Here is a 17,948-nt window from a genome sequence, read left to right as displayed (position 1 = left end):
GACGCCTACAACGGATGAGACCAACAGAAGGAAAGGGAGACTGCCGGCATGACCAACCTCGCCGCATTTCTGGTGAACTCCGCGGCGGCCCGCCGCCACCAGGTCGCCGTACGCCACGACGACACCCTCCTCACCTACGCCGAACTGGACGACGCGAGTGCCAGGTTCGCCGCGGTGCTGCAGGGCCGCGGCGTGCGGCCGGGTGACCGCGTGGCGATGACCGTGCCCAACGTGCCGCTGTTCCCGGTCGTCTATTACGGGATCCTGCGGGCCGGGGGTGTGGTCGTGCCGATGAACCCCCTGCTCAAGTCCCGGGAGGTGGCGTACGTCCTGCGTGACTCCGGGGCCCGCCTCGCAGTGGCGTTCCCGCTGTTCGCGCAGGAGGTCGCGAGCGCCGCCGCCGAGCTGGGGACCGAGTGCCTGGTGATGGAGCCCCCGGCGTTCCACGACCTGCTCACGGCCGCCGAACCGCTGTCCGGCATCGTCGACCGGGAGGACGGGGACCCTGCGCTGATCCTCTACACCTCGGGCACCACCGGCACGCCCAAGGGAGCCGAGCTGACGCACGGCAACCTGGTCTCGAACACGGCGACCACCGCCGAGACCCTGATCCAAGTCGGCCCCGACGACACCCTGTTCGGCGGCCTGCCGCTGTTCCACGCGTTCGGGCAGACCTGTGCCCTCAACGCGTCCGTGGCCGCGGGGGCGACGCTGACCCTGCTGCCGCGGTTCGATCCGCAGAGGGCGCTGGAGGTCATGCACCGTGACGGGGTCACCGTGTTCCTCGGCGTACCCACGATGTACTCGGCGCTCCTCCACGCCGAACTCCCCGACGGCTTCGACGCCTCCCGGCTGCGCCTCGCCGTCTCGGGCGGTGCCGCGATTCCCGTCGAGGTGCTGCAAGGATTCGAGCGGCGCTTCGACGCCACGGTGCTGGAGGGCTACGGCCTCTCCGAGACGTCGCCGGTGGCCTCCTTCAACCACCCGGACCGCCCGCGCAAGGCCGGCTCCATCGGGGTTCCGATCCGCGGGGTCGAGATGAAGCTCGTCGCCGACGACGGCTCCGAGGCAGGCCCGGGCGAGGTCGGCGAGATCGCGATCCGCGGCGAGAACGTGATGAACGGCTACTTCAACCGCCCGAAGGAGACCGCGGAGGCCGTACACGACGGTTGGTTCCACACCGGCGACCTGGCCCGCGTCGACGAGGAGGGGTTCTACTTCATCGTCGACCGCAAGAAGGACCTGATCATCCGTGCCGGCTACAACGTGTACCCGCGGGAGGTCGAGGAAGTCCTGTACGAGCACCCCGCCGTGGCCGAGGCCGCAGTGGTCGGCGTGCCGCACGAGGTGCACGGGGAGGAGGTCGCCGCGGTGATCGCCCTGCGCGAGGGCGCCGACGCGACGGCCGAGGAGATCCGAACGTACGTCAAGGAGCGGGTGGCGGCGTACAAGTACCCGCGGATCGTCACCTTCACGGCCGAACTCCCCAAGGGCCCCACGGGGAAGATCCTCAAGCGCGAGATCGTCGTCACGCCCTCCTGAGGAGGCGCAGCACGTGCTCCACAACCTTCCGGACCAGGGCCCGGACGCCCACTCGGTTCAAAGCCCCGACAACGCGGCGAGGTGCGGCACCAGACGCCGCGGGCCAGGCAGGACCACCGCGATCGTCAACGGCCGTGCTCAGGCAGGGGCCTCGACGCATGCGCCCGCTACCTCGGAGCTCTCCACGACCGCGACATCGCCATGGACGCCGTCCTCGACGCGCTGCGTTCAGACCAACCTGACCTTCCCGACGTCGACGAGAAGACAGGCCGCTTCATCACCCTGGCCCGCGAGGTCCACCTAGCCTGAGCCACATCCCTCGAAAGGCCGGCACCCCTCGCGGATGTCGCGGAACGCGTTCACGCTCCAGCCCCCAGACCGTTGAGCTGATGCAGGTCGAAGTCGGGCCGGGCTCAGGCGCCGGTTTCGAGGATGCGCTTGAGGGTGGCGAGTTCGGTGTCGACGAGGGCGGTCTGCTCGTCGAAGAAGGCGTCGGTGAAGGCTGGCGGCTGGAAGAAGGTGATCATGAATTCGGCGCCGGTGCCGTTCGCGACGACACGGGCGGGGACCTGCCAGGATGCCTGCTTCTCGACGTAGTCGTGGTCGAGGACGCCCAGTTCGGCGTTGCCGCGGATGCGGAGTCTGGCGGGTCCGTGTGGGGTGGTCATGAGCCACCAGTCCGGCTCGTCGGTGGGCTCGATCGCGTTGACGTTGACGATCGCCCAGGCCGGCCAGTTGGCCGCGTCGGCGAGGAAGGCGAAGACGTCGGCGACGGGACGCTCGATGGTGACGGTCTTGGTGACCGAGCGGGCGGTGGCGGGGGTGGTGCTCATGGTGGCGCCTTCAGGGGGTTGGGGGCGGAGTGGGATGGGGGTGGGCTTCACCGAGCAGGCGGCGCATCCACTCCTCCAGCTGGTGGCGCTGGGCCGCGTCGAGGCCGCCGAAGAAGTGGGCATCGTTGTGGTCGGCGATCTCGGCCAGTCGGGGGGTCAGGTCGCGGCCGGCGTCGGTGAGTGTCAGTCGCAGCGTCCTGCGGGATGTGGGGTCCGGCTCGCGGGTCATCAGCCCCTTGGCTGCCAGACGGTCGACGAGACGGGAGACCGCGCCGGCATCGATGTCCAGATATCTGGCCACCTCTCGGGTGGTGGCGGCGTCACCGCGATGCACGGTGATGAGGACCGCCCACTGGGAGACGGTCACGCCGTGCTCGGCGAGTTCTCGTTCGAAGCGGCCGTGGACCTCGTCGGAGAGCCGGCGGAGCCAGTAACCGAGATGATCACGCAGGCCACTACTGGAAGCTGTCACCTTTCCAGCTTGCATGTCGCGACAAATGTTGTCAAGACAACACTATGCCGCGGGCCGCGGGCCGCGTCCTGTACCGCTTCGTGCCGCGGACGATCGTGGCGCTCCCCTCGTGGCGCGTGGCAGACCGTGCCATCCTGATCAGTTTTTCAGGCAATCCAGCTCCGCGCACGGCGTGCGGTAGGAGGCTCCCCACGTGCTCTCGTCGACGTTGACGTTTGCGGAAGCCGGATCGGTGATCCCGACGCCGGACTTCTCGACCGTACGGACCAGCTTCTTCACGGTCCTGGGCTTCCTGGTGAGGTACTTGACGGTGCGCGGGCTGTCGGCGTCGGTGTCGGTGGTGATGCTTGCGGTTGTCGTGGTGGGAGCGGCGAAAGCGGTGGAGGAGAGCGAGACGGCTCCGCCGGCCAGGAGGGCGGCGATGAGCAGGGGGGCGACACGTCGGGTCCGGGTGGCGGTCATGGGGAACGGCTCCTCAGGAGAGGTCGTGGAGTTCGGAGGGACGGGTTGCCCACCTGGCGGCGTTGGCTGTGACTCCATTGCGCCCCACACAGGGCCTGCGGTCACGGCACGGAAAGTCGGGGCTTGACACACCGGCCCACCCGGTAGTCACTCGTCGGGGGCGGTCGCCTGCGCTTCCCCCGCGTTCGTAGCACGCGGGGAAGCGCAGGCCGCGCCGGGCCGGCCCGTGTACACCTGGAGGGACGCGCCCGGACCGCGGGCGGGCGGGCACCTCACCCGGCTCCTCGACGCGGGGATCTGCGTGACGGCGCGGCATGGGCGGCACGGCTACGGGCGCATCGCCGACGCCGCCACTGCCCGCTTCGTGGACGGACTGGCCTCCTCCGCCGCCCCGGGTCGGGACGCGGCGCACACCCTGCCGGTGGTCGCCGCGCCCGCACAGCGCCCGGTGGACGCCGCTCCAGCAGCCGCCCCGTCAGCCGCCCACGTAGACGTCCTCCACGTAGCGGCCGTCCGCCACCAGCCCCCGGAGCCACTCCGAGGCCGTCGACCCGTCCTTCCCGCTGTACCGGACGTACAGCTGCCGGAAGGCCTCGCGGACGCCCGGCGCCATGCGGGAGCCGTCCCCGCAGACGTGGATGCGGGCGCCCGCCTCGGTCAGCCGCCAGACCTCCTCACCCTCCGCCTCGATCCGGTGCTGCACGAAGCGGACCTCGCCTTCGGGCGCCAGCGAGAAGGCGGGGCGCATGGACACGGCGCCCTCGCGGTCGGCGTCCTCCAGCTCCGCCCGGTGGAGGTAGTCCACATCCGGGTGGTCGCAGCCGAAGTAGCACAGCGCGGGAGCCAGCTCGGCTCCCGACGCACGCAGCGCGCGACGGTCGGCGATGGCCCCCCGGAAGGGCGCGAGGCCGGTACCCGCGCCGATCATGATGACCGGCGTCCGCTCGTCATGCGGAATGCGGAAGGCCTCCCGGCACGGCTGTACGCGGGCGAGGATCGTGTCCCCGGGACGTACCCGGTGCAGGTACGAAGAGCCCACTCCGCGGAACACGCCGTCCCGGCTGGAGCGGTGGGGGGCTTCCAGGAGCGAGATCATCAGGTCGGCCTGCTCCGGACCTGCCGACGGGGACGAGGAGATGGAGTAGTGGCGGGGCCGCATCGGCTCCAGCAGTTCCAGCAGTACGGGCCACGGCAGCCGGCCCTGGAGCGCGGGGTGCTCCTCGAGGAGGTCCAGGAGGCTGCCCGGGCGGGCTCCGTCGGCCCCCGCGGCCCCTGCCGCGATCCGTTCCAGCGCGGCCTTCTCCGGCGGGCACGGGTGGTGCGCCGCGAGGACGGCCGCCTGCTCGGCCGTCACCGGGGCCTGGAGCTCGACGTACCGGGCGAGCAGTTCCCGTACGGTGACGGGGCGGTCGAGCGGCAGGGTGCCCCGGCCGGCCCGGCGGGTCCGGATGTTCAGCACGGAGCCCAGGTCGACACCCAGCACCCGGGCTGCCCGCTCCACCTGGTCGGGGTCGTTGGCGGGGAGGACGGCGAGGTGGTCGGCGGTGCGGTAGGGGACCCCTTCGGGAAGCCTGACGCGCAGGAAGCGCTTCGACCTGCCCGCCGGGTGGCCGAGGTCGGCGAGGTCCCCGGTGTGCGTCACCGTCATCGGCCGGAGGTCGTGTCGCCGGGCCAGTGCGTCGAGCGGCCCACCCGTGATCTCGACGACGTCGTACGCCGGGCCGCCGGGCGACTCGGACTCCCGGGAGGGGGCCACGGACGCCGGGTCGCCGTAGCGCTCCAGCAGCGTACGGCGCAGGGCGGCGGTGAAACCGCGCACCGCTCCCGCGAGGTCCCCGGAGGCGTCGGCCTCGGCACGGTCCAGCAGCCGGGCCGCACCCGCCGAGGCGAGGCGGCCGTCGATGAGCGCGGGTACCTGCTGGTAGGTGGCGGCCCAGTTGCGGTCCCCGACGCCCAGGACGGCATAGTGCACGCCTTCCGCGGCGCCGGGGCCCGCCTGCGTCAGCCAGGAGACGAATCCGGCCGCGTCGTCGGTGGGCCGGCCGTTGTACGACGCGGCGACGACGACCAGCGGCCCGTCCGTCGGCAGCCCGCCGTCACGGTGGTCGTCGAGTGGCGCGACACGGGTCTCGAAGCCCAGGCCCGCTGCCATCTCGGCCAGGTCTTCCGCGTACGTGCGGCACGTGCCGAAGTTGGAACCGTGCAGCAGCGTCAGCGTCGTACCGGGAACGGCCCGGGTGGGGGAGGCCCCCGTGGCCGGCGCCTCCGTGTCTTCCCCCCGGCCGGCCGGGAGGACCGCCCCGAGGGCCGCACGGTTGCGGGCCCGGTCGGCCGGGGTGCGCCGGCCCAGGGCCAGCGTGAACCCGTCGGGCTTGAGCGTGAGCGTCTCCTTGATGCGCAGCTCGTAACGCCCCTGGTCGATGAAGCGATAGCGGTGCACCAGCATGCCCAGCAGCATCGTCGCCTCGTGGAGGGCGAACTGCCGCCCGATGCAGGCGCGTTCTCCCGTCCCGAACGGCTTGTACGCGTGGGGGGAACGGGCCGCCTCCGCCTCGGCGGCGAACCGGTCCGGGTCGAACTCCTCCACGTTGTCGCCCCACACCGGGTCGCGGTGCAGCATCGGCGTCAGCACCAGCATCCGCTGCCCGGCCTTGACCGGGTAGCGGCCGCCGATCACGGTGTCGGCGCGCGCCTCACGTGCGAACGCGGCGGCGGTCGGCCACAGCCGCAGCGTCTCGCCCAGGACCTGGCGTACGTAGCGCAGCCTGCCGATGTCCTCGAAGGCGGGCTCGGGGTCCGGGTCCTCGCCCCACAGCGCGTCGGTCTCGGCCTGGGCCAGGTGCAGCACCGCCGGGTTCTTCAGGAGGTGGTACAGCGCGAACGAAAGGGCGCCCGAAGTCGTCTCGTGGCCCGCGATCAGGAACGTGATCACCTGGTTCCTGATGTTCTCCTCGTCGAGCACCTCGCCGGAGCCGGGGTGCGGGGAACCCAGCATCAGGCCCAGCAGATCGTCGGTCGAGGTGTCCCCGGAGGCCTTGCGCTGCTCGATCACCTCGTCGACGACCCGGGCCAGGTAGGCGGCGTCCGCGGCGAACGCCGCGTCCTCGGCGGTGTGGTCCGCGCCGGGCACCCGGCCGAGTTTGGCCTGGCTGTGGGCGAGGGCCCGGACGAGTGCCTGCACGAACGGGTGCGCCTGTTCACGCTCGAACGACGCGAAGTCGTAGCCGAAGCCGGACAGTCCGATGGTGTCCAGGGTCATCCGGGTCATGTCCTCGGCGACGTCCACCGGGGCCGACACGTCGGCGCCCGCGGCGAACCGCGCGTCCCAAGAACCGATGAGCCGCTTGGCGACCCGCAGCATGTGCGGGTGGTAGGTGCGCATCGAGGTGAGGGCGAAGGCCGGGAGCAGGATGTCGTGCGCCTTGGCCCAGTTGGGCTCGTCGTTGTACGCGGTGAACAGTCCGTCGGCGGCGACCTCGCGCACGTTCTCCAGCGCCGGGCCTATGCCCTTGACGAAGCGCTGCTCGTCGGAGAGTTCTTCCACCAGCGCCGCCGCGCTCACGAACACGGTCTCCCGGTCGTGGAAGCGCTGGACGAAGACCGGGCCGAGCCGGCGCGCGTGCCCCATGGCCGTCTGCAGGGGCGTGCTCGTCATCCCCGAGTCGCTCACGTCGACGACCGGCGGGTGCGCAGCGTCGTCTTCGAGGGGTCCGGTGCCGGTGGTGTGCGATTCACTCATGGCGTCTGCCTCTTCTGGTCACGTCATTGCCTGGACCCGTGCACCCGTCCACTGACCGGATGCCGTGTCGTGTCCACGGTGACGCGGCCGCCGGGGCGATCGCGTACGACGACTACCTATTCTTGTAGTGGTGTTTTCCGTTCCGGGCCTTGATCGGGGGCAGTTGGCCGTGGCAGAGGGAGAGTGCGTGACACAGCCGTCGGGGCATGCGTTGGACGAGGTGGCGGCGGCCTGGCGGTCACGTTTCGTCAGCCTGTTCGACAGGGCGCCCGTGGCACTGGCGATCAGCGATGCATACGGACTGATCCTCGGCGCGAACCCCGCGTTCGCCTCAGCATGGCAGCTCCAACCGGGAAAACTGGAAGGCCGCCGACTCCTCGACATCCTCACTCCGACCAACGAGCGGCAGCTGCGCAGACTGGACGAGGCCCTCCGCTCGCGCCGCAGGTCCCGCTACCCGGTCGAGGTGAGCTGGCGGGTCCGGGGAACGGCCCGCCACGGCCGGGTCACCGTCGAACCGGTCTCCGACCCGCAGGACGACATCCCCCGCCTGCTGGTCTCGCTGACCGAGGAAACGAGCGGAGGCCGCCCCGAGCTGCCACCGGAGGACCCGGCCGACGGCCTGAGCCCCCAGGAGGCGCGCATCCTGCCGCTCGTCGCGGCGGGGGCGTCGGGATCGGCCGTCGCCCGCGAGGTGGGCCTCACCGTCGACGGGGTCAACTACCACGTGACCCGCCTCTGCCGACGGCTCGGCGTACCCAACCGGCCCGCTCTGATCGCCCGCGCCTACGTCCTGGGCCTGCTGGACCCCACGGCGTGGCCTCCGCGGGTGGCGGCGGCCGGACCGGAGCGGCCCTGAGGCAGTGTTCCCGTACCCTGCCGCCGTGCACCTCAGGTGCCGGGGGCGCGGCCCTTGGGCTGGCGGGGTTCGGGGGAGTCGGGCGCGGGTGGGACGGGGAGTTCCGCCGGCGTGTCCACGGCGAGTGCGACCCGGTCGCCGTGGTGCGTCACGGTGAGGGGCCCTCCGGACAGGAGCGTGTAGCGGGCCGTCGACGGGCCGATGTCGATGCGGATCAGCCGCTCCTGGACACGGACGTTGAAGGCCAGCCGGGTCAGCGAGGGCGGCAGACGCGGCGCGAAGCGCACGGGGGCCGGCGGTTCCTCGGCCTGCGGGATCCCGGACGGCTGGTCCTGCGGGTGTGCGGCCGGAGCCTGATGGATGCGGCGCAGCCCACCGAAGCCCTGGACCAGGGCGATCCAGGTGCCGGCGAGCGAGGCCATGTGGAGGCCGTCCCGCGTGTTGTGTTCGAGGTCGTCCAGGTCCATCAGCGCCGCCTCGCGGGAATAGGCCCAGGCGAGGCGCAGGTGGCCGGTCTCGGCGGCGAGCACGGCCTGGCAGCAGGCGGAGAGGGAGGAGTCCCTGACCGTCAGCGGCTCGTAGTAGGCGAAGTTGCGGACCTTCTCCTCGGCGGTGAACTCGTCCGGGCACGTGAACATGGCCAGGACCAGATCCGCCTGCTTGACGACCTGCTTGCGGTACAGGTCGAAGTACGGGAAGTGCAGCAGCAGCGGGTACTGGTCCTCGGAGGTGCCGTCGAAGTCCCAGGGTTCCTGGTCGGTGAAGCCGTCGGCCTGCTCGTGCACCTGGAGCCGCGGGTTGTAGGGGAGGGACATCTGCGCGGCGGTGTTGCGCCAGTCCGCGATCTCCTCGGTGCCGACGCCGAGGTCCGGCGCCCGGTCCGGGTGGCGGGAGACGGCGTCCGCCGCGGCGAGGAGGTTCCGCCGGGCCATGGCGTTGGTGTAGAGGTTGTCCCGCGCGATGGCGCTGTACTCGTCGGGGCCGGTGACCCCGTCGATGTGGAAGACGCCGTCCGCGTCGAAGTGGCCGAGCGAGCGCCAGAGCCTGGCGGTGTGCACCAGCAGGTCGAGTCCGGGCCCGCGGTAGAACTCCCGGTCGCCGGTGGAGAACACGTACCGTTCGACGGCCGCGGCGATGTCGGCGTTGACGTGGAAGGCGACGGTCCCGGCGGGCCAGTAGCCGGAGCATTCGGCGCCGTTGATCGTACGCCAGGGGAAGGCCGCCCCCTCCAGGCCGAGTTGACGGGCGCGTTCCAGTGCGCGGGGAAGCGTGGAATGCCGCCATGCGAGTGCGGAGGCGACGGTGTACGGCGCGGTGTGCGTGAGGACGGGCAGGACGAAGGACTCGGTGTCCCAGAAGGCATGGCCGTCGTAGCCGGTGCCGGTGAGGCCCTTGGCCGGGATGGGGCGCCGCTCGCCGCGCGCGGAGGCCTGGTAGAGGTGGAAGAGGGCGAACCGAACGGCCTGCTGGACCTCTTCGTCGCCCTCCACCTCGACGTCGGCACAGGACCAGAACTCGTCCAGGCAGGCCCGCTGTGCGTCGAGCAACCCCTGCCAGCCGGTGGTGCGGGCCCCTGCCAGCCCGCCCTCCACCTGGTCGCGTACGGCGGGCAGGGAGCGCTGTGCCGACCAGCCGTAGGCCACGAACTTGACGAGTTCGAGCCGTTGCCCTGGTTCGAGGGTGGCGGTCACGGTCAGACGGGCGACGTTCGGTTCGCTCTCGGCGGCCCACGCGGTGCCGGCGGGGCCTTCCACGATGTGGTCGGCCGCCACCGCGACGCGCTGCCCGCTGGTGGCCGTGCAGTGGACGAGGCGCAGCCGGGTGTCGTGCGCGTAGTGCTCCTCGGGGAGCAGCGGGCAGTCGATGGCGGCGGCCATGCGCGGGTCGTCGGAGGCCGTGGGCAACTGCTCGTTGGCGACGAGCTCGGACTGCACGGCGATGGTGGCCGGACCGTCGACGGTCTCGACGCTGTACGAGATCACCGCGACGGCCCGCTGCGTGAGGGAGACCATGCGATGCGAGGTCAGGCGTACGGTCCGGCCGGAGGGCGTGACCCACTCCACGGACCGGCTCAGGACGCCGGTACGGAAGTCCAGTACGCGTTCGTGCGAGAGGAGTTCGCCGTAGCGCAGGTCGAAGGGGTGGTCGTCGACGAGCAGCCGGATGACCTTGCCGTCGGTGACGTTGATGATGGTCTGCCCGGACTCCGGATACCCGTACCCGGCTTCGGCGTAGGGCAGTGGGCGGCTCGCGTAGACGCTGTTGAGGTAGGAGCCCGGCAGGCCGTGGGGCTCGCCCTCGTCGAGGTTGCCGCGCCAGCCGAGATGGCCGTTGGACTGGGCGAACACGGATTCGCTCTGCGCGAGCACGTCGAGGTCGAGAGCCGTCTCCCGCAGCTGCCAGGACTCGGTCGCGAAGTTCTCGTGAGTGATCATCCGCGGTCCAGCAGCTCGGAGAGATCGGTGACGACGACATCGGCCCCGTGCGCCCGAAGTTCGGCGGCCTGACCGGTGCGGTCGACGCCGACGACGAAACCGAAGCCGCCCGCCTTGCCGGCGGCCACCCCGGCCAGCGCGTCCTCGAACACCGCGGCATCGCGCGGGTCGGCGGCGAAGAGGCGGGCGGCCGCCAGGTAGCTGTCGGGGGCGGGCTTGCCGCGCAAGCCCTGTTCGGCGATGGTGATGCCGTCGACACGGTCTTCGAACAGGTCCTCGATGCCGGCCGCCACCAGCACGTCGCGGCAGTTGGCACTGGAGGAGACGACGGCGCGGCGCAGGCCCGCGTCGCGTACGGCGCGCACGTAGGCCACGGAGCCCTCGTAGGACTCCACGCCCTGCTCGCGGATCGCCCGGAGCACCAGGTCGTTCTTGCGGGTGCCCAGGCCGTGGACCGTCTCCTGGTCGGGTCCGTCACTCCCCGTGCCCTCGGGCAGCGTGATGTCACGGGAGGCGAGGAAGGTGCGTACGCCGTCCTCGCGGGGGCGGCCGTCCACGTACTCGTCGTAGTCGTGCACGGCGTCGAAGGGCACGAACGGCGCGCCGTCGCGGTCGGCCCGCGCCCGCAGGTAGTCGTCGAACATCTCTTTCCAGGCGGCCGCGTGGACCTTCGCGGTCCGGGTGAGCACGCCGTCGAGGTCGAAGAGGCAGGCGCTGACGTGGTCGGGGAGTCCCAGCATGCCGTCGAGGCTAGGAGGATGCGGCGGCCGGCGGGCAGCGCGGCGCCCGTAGGACGGGCGGGGTGACCCGTGCGGCTGAGGGGGTGTGGCGTTCGGAGCAACGCGCGCCCGCCGCTTCACCGCCCGCCGGGCCGGTGTCGTTCGGGCAGGTGCCACCGGTAGGGGGCGACGAGGGAGGTGATGGCCTCGGGCCCCCAGGATCCGGAGGCGTACGGGACGACGGGCGGAGGCGCGTCCAGCAGCGGAGCGGAGACCTCCCACAGGCGTTCGATGCCGTCGGAGCGGGTGAAGAGGGACTGGTCGCCGAGCATGGCCTGGAGGATGAGGTGCTCGTACGCCTCCAGGGAGTTCTCGGTGGTGAAGGAGTTCTGGTAGCCGAAGACCATGTCGGCTTCCGCGAGCTGCATGGTGGGGCCGGGTTCCTTGGCGAGGAAGCGGGCGGTGATGGTGCCGGGGTCGGCGAAGTCGATGACGAGCTCGTTGGCGCGGCCGTCCGCCGCCTCCCGGGCGTCCAGGGGGAACATGGCCAGCACGGGCTCGCGCAGGCCGAGGGTGACGACGTGCCTGCCCTCGGCCAGCGCCTTGCCCGAGCGCAGGTGGAAGGGCACACCGGCCCAACGCCAGTTGTCGATGTCGACGCGCAGTGCGACGAAGGTCTCGGTGTCGGAGGCCGGATCCACCCCCGGCTCGGCGCGATAGCCGGTGTACTGGCCGCGTACGACGTGGGCCGGGTCCAGGGGCCGCATGCTGTGGAAGACCTTGACCTGCTCGTCCCGGAGCGACTGCGCCTCGAGGGAGACCGGCGGTTCCATCGCCACGAACCCGAGGAGCTGGAACAGGTGCGTGACGACCATGTCGCGGAAGGTTCCGGTGCCCTCGAAGAAGTGGGCGCGGCCCTGGATGTCGATCTGCTCGGGCACGTCGATCTGCACGTGGCTGATGTGCTCGCGGTTCCAGAGCGGCTCGACGAGACCGTTGGCGAACCGCAGGGCGAGGATGTTGTCCACCGCCTCCTTGCCGAGGAAATGGTCGATGCGGAACACCCGGGACTCGTCGAATACGGCGTGGACGGCCGCGTTGAGCGCGCGGGCGGACGCGAGGTCCGTCCCGAAGGGCTTCTCTACGATGACACGCGCGTCCTGCGCCAGCCCCGTGGCCCCGAGCAACCCGATGACGGAAGTGAACGCCACGGGCGGGACGGCCAGGTGGAACAACCGCCGCGGAGCGCCGCCGACGGCCCGCTCGGCCTCGCCCACCGCCGTCACCAGCGGCTCGGTCGCGTCCGTGTCGGCCGAGCCGAAGGACAGGGCGGCCTCGAACTCCTGCCACGCGGGGCCCTCGGGGCGCGAGCGGCCGAACTCCGCCACGGCCTTGCGCGCGTGGGCGCGGAACTGCTCGTCGCTCAGGGCCTCGGCCGCCGGGGCCGAGCCGACGATGCGGTAGCGCTGCGGCAGGAGCCCCGCCTTGGCGAGGTGGAAGAGGCCCGGCAGCAGTTTGCGCCTGGCCAGGTCACCCGTCGCGCCGAAGAGTACGACGACGTGGTCCGCGGGGCGCGGCCGGGGCTGCGAGGTGCCGGAATCCCTGTCCACGGCGAGCGCCCTCACGCGTCCGCGCCGGGGCGCTTCTCGGCATGGCCGCCGAACTCGCTGCGCATGGCGGACAGCACCTTGGCGGTGAACTCGCCGAGCCCCCTGGACTCGTAGCGCTCGTAGAGGGAGGCGCTGATCACCGGGGCGGGCACGCTCTCCTCGATGGCCGCCAGCACGGTCCAGCGCCCTTCGCCGGAGTCCGACACGCGGCCCGAGAAGTCGTCCAGCTGCGGCGAGCGGGCCAGGGCGTCGGCGGTGAGGTCGACCAGCCACGAGCCGACGACCGACCCGCGGCGCCACACCTCGGCGACTTCGGCCACGTCGATCTCGTACTGGTAGGCCTCGGGATGGGACAGGGGTGCGGTCTCGGCGTCGGCGGTGCGCGAGCTCAGACCGGCGTCGGCGTGCTTGATGATGGCGAGGCCCTCGGCGATGGCGGCCATCATCCCGTACTCCACGCCGTTGTGGACCATCTTCACGAAGTGACCGGCGCCGCTGGGCCCGCAGTGGAGGTAGCCGTGCGACGCGGTGCCGTCGGTCCGGGTCCGGCTGGGGGTGGGCTCGGCGCTGCCGGTGCCGGGCGCGATCGTCCGGAAGACGGGGCCGAGCCGCTCCACGGGGCCCTGCTCGCCGCCGATCATGAGGCAGTAGCCGCGTTCCAGGCCCCAGACACCGCCCGAGGTGCCGCAGTCGACGTAGTGGATGCCGTGCTCGGTGAGGGCCCGGGCCCGGCTGATGTCGTCCCGGTAGTAGGAGTTGCCGCCGTCGATGACCGTGTCGCCGGGCTCCAGGAGCCCGACCAGCCGGTCCAGGGTCTCCTGGACCACGCCCGCCGGCACCATGAGCCACACGGCGCGGGGCCGTTCCAGCCGCTCGACGAGCTCCTCCAGCGAGAAGGCCGGCGTCGCGCCCTCCCCCTCCAGCGCCCGTACGGCGTCGGGGCTGACGTCGTTGACGACGCACCGGTGGCCGTCCCGCATGAGCCGGCGCACCAGATTGGCGCCCATCCGGCCGAGTCCGACCATCCCGAGCTGCATGGGGGCGTCCGATGTCATCGCCGTGCTCCCGTTCTCCCGCTTCCTGGCCGCGAGCCCGCGTCACGCAGGACACGTCGTCCCGCGTGCGCGGCACCGCCCGCGCCGCCTTCCCCCCTCCGCGCCCACTGTGCCCGTCCACCACACCCCCGGCACCCGGAACTCCGCCACTCGGCCCTGTCGGCCGTCTCGAGGCACGGCCTGCTGTGCTCCATGCGGGGTACGGCCGGTTGCCGTCCGGGGCGGGCCCTTGCCGCCTCGCAGACGACTGCGCCGGTGGGCGGTGGGGGAGGAGCCGAGGCATCGCTCGCCTGTGGCGACGGAGACGCCGCGTCGAGCACTCCGGGGAGGACACGCACGTTGTCGACGTAGAGACACAGCGCACCGTCCTCGGGGCACCCCAAGCCGACCGAGATGCCCCGTACCGCCACCACGTCCACCAATTCCTGGACTGGTCGTGCACGGCGTCGTAGTCCGTGATCCAGACCGCTGCCTGTGCGGCTCTGCCTGTCCGCCCCCCGGCGATGCGCTCACTCCGACGAGGGGGAGGATCGTGGGCTATTGAAGGTATGCGCCCGAGATGGCAGCGGCCGCGAAGGAGGTGCCCCAGATTTTTGCGTCGGGCCCGGTGGGTCCGTTTCTGATCTTCAGGCGGGTCAGGTCGCCCAGCGGGTCGAGCTCGTGTCCGCCGTATGCCGTTTCGATAATTGAATTGGGAGGCGGCGTGGAGTTGTAGGCTGCGTGCTGCGAGTTCTGGTCCAGGGCAAGGGCGACGATGACACCATGAAGTCGAGCCGGATAGCCGCTCGGAGCACCGGTGTCGTTGCCCGCCGCAGCCACGAGGATGGGCAGCTTCCCCCAGGTGTCGCGACCGTAAGCGAGCAGGTAGTCGATGCTCTTGCCCAGTGCGGAGTCGCACGATCCCGAAACCGGGCTGGACAGGCTGGCATTGATCAGGTCGTACTCGCCGGAGAACAGGGCCCAGATCAGTGCGGAGAGCACCTCGTAGGAATGGCCTTCGCAGTTTTCATTCAAAACCCGGATGGGGTGGACAGCGGCACTGCCGTTGACGGCTTGAATGGCGAGCGCCACTGCCGTGCCATGTCCGTGGCGGTCTTCCGATGCGATGGGGAGCGCAGCTCTCTGATCGCAGCCAAGGAAGTCGATCATGTCGACCTCGGCGCCGAGCATCCCGGTGTCCAGCACCGCGGCCCGGGATCCGGCCGCCTTCCTGTCGTCAGGAACACGCGGGACACTGTCCGCTAGTTGTTGCAGTTTATGCGGTTCGAAGGCGTATTTCTGTCTTTTGGAAATGAAGCTCCTGAGTCTCTCGAGAAGTTTATCGGGATCGGAGTCAGGATTGTCGCCGCCCGGTACCTGGGGAACGCCCCCGGCGGCTGTAGTAAAGAGGTATCCAGGCTCCCACATGAGCTGCGGTAGCGCGAGAATGCCCCGTATCCTGCTCCCTGCCATCAGTTCGGATTGCAGGGCGGCCGTAACGTGGATCCCCATGCGTTTCCGGTGGTATGCGACGGCGATCGCCGGAATTTTCGGATTACTGAACAGGTCGCCGGCGTCAGGGCTGATGTGGCCGAACTCGACGAGATTGGGGCGGCTGACATCCAGCCTGCGCGGCGCCTCCAGTCTCTCCCAGTTTTCCATCAGTTCCGTCACCGCCCAGAGCGGTCCGACCACCGTTGAGTACTCCGCACTGTCATCACACATGAGTGCCTCCTCGCTGCCACGGTAGGACGGCCTCCGGAACCGGGCGCGGCCGCATCTGCCAGTTGGACGAGCAACGCTGGTCGATAGTGCGGGCCGGCTCGAGACTGGGGCCATGACAGAGGTGTCGTATGTGCCGGGCAAGTACATGGTCACTGACGCGGAGCTGGTCGGCTGGGCCGTTGTTCCCCTTGATGGTGAGGGAATTGCTGCGATTGAAGGACCGTGCCCGCGCTGCGGCCACACCACGCGGCAGAACGTGGTGCAAACGAGGCTTTCCAGGGGTGCTGCGGGAAGCGGGCGGGCGCTCCCGCCGAAGGAGCGGCTGACGGTAGCATGCGAATGTGTCTGCGGTCATGGTCATTCCGATGAAGCAGATCCCTCCAACCGCTGGAAGAGCTGTGGAAGGGAGTGGCTGGCCACCATTCGCCTGAGTCCTGATGGTGACGGACAGCGCATTTTTGCTGCCTCGGACGAATCAATGCTGGCGGCTGCTCAGGCGGCGAGGCAGGCAATGGCGAACGACGAGACGACCATTCGCTCCGCAGCAGAGAAATGGATCGGGGCGGTCACGGCGCTGTTCGGGCTGTTCGGCCTGGCAGGACTCGTAACGGGCAAGGACAGCTTCTCAGGGCTGCCCCAGGAAGCCCTCATGGTGCTAGCAGGCGCAGCAGCTGTGGCAGTATTCGCTGCCGCCTGGGCCATCGTCGCGGCCTACCGTGCAGCCTATGGCTGGCCGGTGGTAGTCGACATCGGCAATGACGAGGCTCAGGAGAGATGGTACGTCAACCGGCGAAGCCTCGTGGAGAATGCGTCACGAAATCTCCGCACCGCTGTCCTCCTCGCTCTGCTGTCGCTGGCCGCCCTGACAGTGATCGTTGGCTGCGTCGCGTTCTGGCCACGGGGAATTCCCGTCCAAATCACCCGGCTTGATGGTTCCGGGGTATGCGGAACGCTTATCGACACCAAAACACCCACCGAGCTGCGCATCAAACGACCCAATGGTGACGTCATGCCAGTACGTGCAGTAGACATCAAGTCGATCGTGGCGACTTCCGGCTGCTCATGAACGGCCCGCACAACCAGCCAGAACGCAGCGCGGAGCGCCACGCCGGTTTCAATCTTTCGCCGCGCAGGTCGCTGCGACTGACAGCGCGGCCGGATGTCCCGCCCCGCACCACCCTGCAGCGACCACATCGCCCGCCACAGTAGGTCTCCGTGGGCAGGGCACGCGCCGTCCGCAAGTTCAAAACGTCATCAACAAGGTTGGTCAGGGCCGCCTCCCACACGCGCTGACGAGCGCTTCGCTCGCTCACCGACATATCCACCGCCCGGCAGCCACACTGCCGGGCGGCGGCCAGCCCTCTGCCCGGGCTGCCGTTCGGCCGTCCTCGGGCGTTGCGTAGAGTCTGGATCTTTGTCGGTGGGATCGGCCGGACAGGCCGGGTTACGGGGAGCAGTCATGCGGAAGTTCTTGGGGTTGGCGGCGGGGGCCGCGCTGGTGGTGCTCGGGGTGGGGCCGGGGGCGAGTGTGGCGGCGACTCCGCCGGCCGGGACCAATCTGCAGGTCCTGAGCTGGAACATGTGCGACGTCGTGCGGTGGGGCGGGTGCGGGGAGCGGCAGACCGACGCGAAGGTCGCGCTGCTGAAGCAGCAGGTCCAGCAGCGTTACGTGCAGGCCATGCTGCTGCAGGAGGTCTGCCAGAGCACCCTGCGGAAGCTGACCGCGGAGCTCGGCCCGGCGTGGAGCGTCAGCTTCCAGCCCTACCACTGGTCGCAGAAGGGTGTGATCACCACGGTCAGCCCGTGCGAGACCAAGCCGGGCACCAGCGAGCCGCTGGATCCGAACGACGACGTCGGCACCGCCGTCGTGGTCAAGGCAGGCCTGTCGGCCCCGCTCAAGTACCCGATGGTGCAGCCGAGCACGGCGCTGGTCCCGCCCTTCCACTGTGCGACCGCCGACTACTTCGAGGTCCGGCTGTGTGCCGTGCACAGCCCGCGCGAGCTGAGCGAGGAGGACCCGGACTATCCCGGCCTCGACTACCGCGACGACTACCAGCTCGCGGTCTCCGACATCGTCGAGGACTCGCCCAAGGTGGTGTTCGGCGGCGACTTCAACACCCTGCCGCCCGACGCCGGCGAGAAGTACGCAAAGGTGTGGAAGCCCGCAGACCTGTACTCCGCGTACAAGGAGTGCGACCAGAAGAACTTCCCGGGCCGCACCGGCACCGCCACCCACTCGAGCAACACCAAGCTCGACTACCTCTTCAGCAGCCTGAAGCCCCGGTCCTGCTTCGTGGAGCCGACGGCCCCGGAGGGCCAGAAGAACCTCTCCGACCACCGGTTCCTCGTCTACAGCGTGGAGGTCGCGCCCTCCGCGTGAGGTCGGACCCGGACCGCCCTGCCGCCCGAGTGCCGTATGGCATAAGACTTTCGGCAACGCAAGTCATGCGCACGAGGTCGGTATGGGCACTCCGGTGGTACTCGGCATCCTGGCCCGCCAGGCCTCGGGGAACGCCGA

At 70.4% G+C, this 17,948-nt stretch carries 13 protein-coding genes; 4 read left to right on the top strand and 9 right to left on the bottom strand.

The annotated features are described in order from the left end of the window. Window positions 1-48 precede the first annotated feature (48 nt). A complete protein-coding gene (locus ACZ49B_RS20080) occupies window positions 49-1,542 on the top strand; it encodes a long-chain-fatty-acid--CoA ligase (RefSeq protein ID WP_468307557.1) in 1,494 nt (497 codons plus the stop codon). Window positions 1,543-1,955: 413 nt separating this feature from the next. On the opposite strand, the gene ACZ49B_RS20075 is transcribed toward ACZ49B_RS20080, so the two are convergent. The 4 genes from ACZ49B_RS20075 to ACZ49B_RS20060 form a co-directional block, all read right to left on the bottom strand. Continuing rightward, a complete protein-coding gene (locus ACZ49B_RS20075) occupies window positions 1,956-2,375 on the bottom strand; it encodes a hypothetical protein (RefSeq protein ID WP_468307554.1) in 420 nt (139 codons plus the stop codon). 10 nt (window positions 2,376-2,385) lie between these two features. After that, window positions 2,386-2,847 carry a MarR family winged helix-turn-helix transcriptional regulator gene (locus ACZ49B_RS20070; protein ID WP_468307551.1) on the bottom strand — a complete coding sequence of 154 codons (462 nt, stop codon included), beginning with the start codon at window positions 2,845-2,847 and terminating at the stop codon, window positions 2,386-2,388. Between the two features lie 138 nt (window positions 2,848-2,985). Beyond that, window positions 2,986-3,309, bottom strand: a complete 324-nt coding sequence (locus ACZ49B_RS20065; RefSeq protein ID WP_468307549.1) for a hypothetical protein — start codon at window positions 3,307-3,309, stop codon at window positions 2,986-2,988. Window positions 3,310-3,784: 475 nt separating this feature from the next. Continuing rightward, window positions 3,785-7,048: a bifunctional cytochrome P450/NADPH--P450 reductase gene (locus ACZ49B_RS20060; protein WP_468307547.1), complete on the bottom strand. Its 3,264-nt coding sequence runs from the start codon at window positions 7,046-7,048 to the stop codon at window positions 3,785-3,787. Window positions 7,049-7,235: 187 nt separating this feature from the next. On the opposite strand from ACZ49B_RS20060, the gene ACZ49B_RS20055 reads away from it, so the two are divergent. Continuing rightward, window positions 7,236-7,907, top strand: a complete 672-nt coding sequence (locus ACZ49B_RS20055; RefSeq protein ID WP_468307543.1) for a PAS domain-containing protein — start codon at window positions 7,236-7,238, stop codon at window positions 7,905-7,907. A gap of 32 nt (window positions 7,908-7,939) precedes the next feature. On the opposite strand, the gene ACZ49B_RS20050 is transcribed toward ACZ49B_RS20055, so the two are convergent. The 5 genes from ACZ49B_RS20050 to ACZ49B_RS20030 form a co-directional block, all read right to left on the bottom strand. Beyond that, complete coding sequence (locus tag ACZ49B_RS20050) at window positions 7,940-10,342, bottom strand: glycoside hydrolase family 65 protein (protein ID WP_468307540.1); 2,403 nt, start codon at window positions 10,340-10,342, stop codon at window positions 7,940-7,942. Next, window positions 10,339-11,082 (bottom strand): beta-phosphoglucomutase family hydrolase, encoded by a 744-nt coding sequence (locus ACZ49B_RS20045; protein WP_468307538.1) that lies wholly within the window; start codon window positions 11,080-11,082, stop codon window positions 10,339-10,341. The genes ACZ49B_RS20050 and ACZ49B_RS20045 overlap by 4 nt, the downstream gene beginning before the upstream one ends. 116 nt (window positions 11,083-11,198) lie before the next feature. Further along, window positions 11,199-12,671 (bottom strand): glucose-6-phosphate dehydrogenase, encoded by a 1,473-nt coding sequence (gene zwf / locus ACZ49B_RS20040; RefSeq protein WP_468307537.1) that lies wholly within the window; start codon window positions 12,669-12,671, stop codon window positions 11,199-11,201. 11 nt (window positions 12,672-12,682) lie between these two features. Beyond that, a complete protein-coding gene (gene gnd / locus ACZ49B_RS20035) occupies window positions 12,683-13,726 on the bottom strand; it encodes a phosphogluconate dehydrogenase (NAD(+)-dependent, decarboxylating) (protein ID WP_468307534.1) in 1,044 nt (347 codons plus the stop codon). 537 nt (window positions 13,727-14,263) lie between these two features. Next, window positions 14,264-15,430, bottom strand: coding sequence for a S8/S53 family peptidase (locus tag ACZ49B_RS20030; RefSeq protein WP_468307533.1), 1,167 nt, complete (start codon window positions 15,428-15,430; stop codon window positions 14,264-14,266). Window positions 15,431-15,542: 112 nt separating this feature from the next. Here ACZ49B_RS20030 and ACZ49B_RS20025 point away from each other — a divergent pair, with 112 nt between their 5' ends. Further along, window positions 15,543-16,496, top strand: coding sequence for a hypothetical protein (locus ACZ49B_RS20025; protein ID WP_468307530.1), 954 nt, complete (start codon window positions 15,543-15,545; stop codon window positions 16,494-16,496). 393 nt (window positions 16,497-16,889) lie between these two features. Continuing rightward, a complete protein-coding gene (locus ACZ49B_RS20020) occupies window positions 16,890-17,810 on the top strand; it encodes an endonuclease/exonuclease/phosphatase family protein (protein ID WP_468307528.1) in 921 nt (306 codons plus the stop codon). Window positions 17,811-17,948 lie beyond the last annotated feature (138 nt).

It is taken from the genome of Streptomyces sp. NPDC031132 (assembly GCF_055570595.1).
This window is presented reverse-complemented; position numbering and strand designations above follow the sequence as displayed.

Bases quoted from the DNA above. Each gene is read 5' to 3' on its own strand.
- ACZ49B_RS20050 (WP_468307540.1), bottom strand. From the start codon at position 10,342: ATGATCACTCACGAGAACTTCGCGACCGAGTCCTGGCAGCTGCGGGAG.
- ACZ49B_RS20060 (WP_468307547.1), bottom strand. From the start codon at position 7,048: ATGAGTGAATCGCACACCACCGGCACCGGACCCCTCGAAGACGACGCT.
- ACZ49B_RS20020 (WP_468307528.1), top strand. From the start codon at position 16,890: ATGCGGAAGTTCTTGGGGTTGGCGGCGGGGGCCGCGCTGGTGGTGCTC.
- ACZ49B_RS20080 (WP_468307557.1), top strand. From the start codon at position 49: ATGACCAACCTCGCCGCATTTCTGGTGAACTCCGCGGCGGCCCGCCGC.
- ACZ49B_RS20075 (WP_468307554.1), bottom strand. From the start codon at position 2,375: ATGAGCACCACCCCCGCCACCGCCCGCTCGGTCACCAAGACCGTCACC.
- gnd (WP_468307534.1), bottom strand. From the start codon at position 13,726: ATGACATCGGACGCCCCCATGCAGCTCGGGATGGTCGGACTCGGCCGG.
- ACZ49B_RS20045 (WP_468307538.1), bottom strand. From the start codon at position 11,082: ATGCTGGGACTCCCCGACCACGTCAGCGCCTGCCTCTTCGACCTCGAC.
- ACZ49B_RS20065 (WP_468307549.1), bottom strand. From the start codon at position 3,309: ATGACCGCCACCCGGACCCGACGTGTCGCCCCCCTGCTCATCGCCGCC.
- ACZ49B_RS20025 (WP_468307530.1), top strand. From the start codon at position 15,543: ATGACAGAGGTGTCGTATGTGCCGGGCAAGTACATGGTCACTGACGCG.
- ACZ49B_RS20030 (WP_468307533.1), bottom strand. From the start codon at position 15,430: ATGTGTGATGACAGTGCGGAGTACTCAACGGTGGTCGGACCGCTCTGG.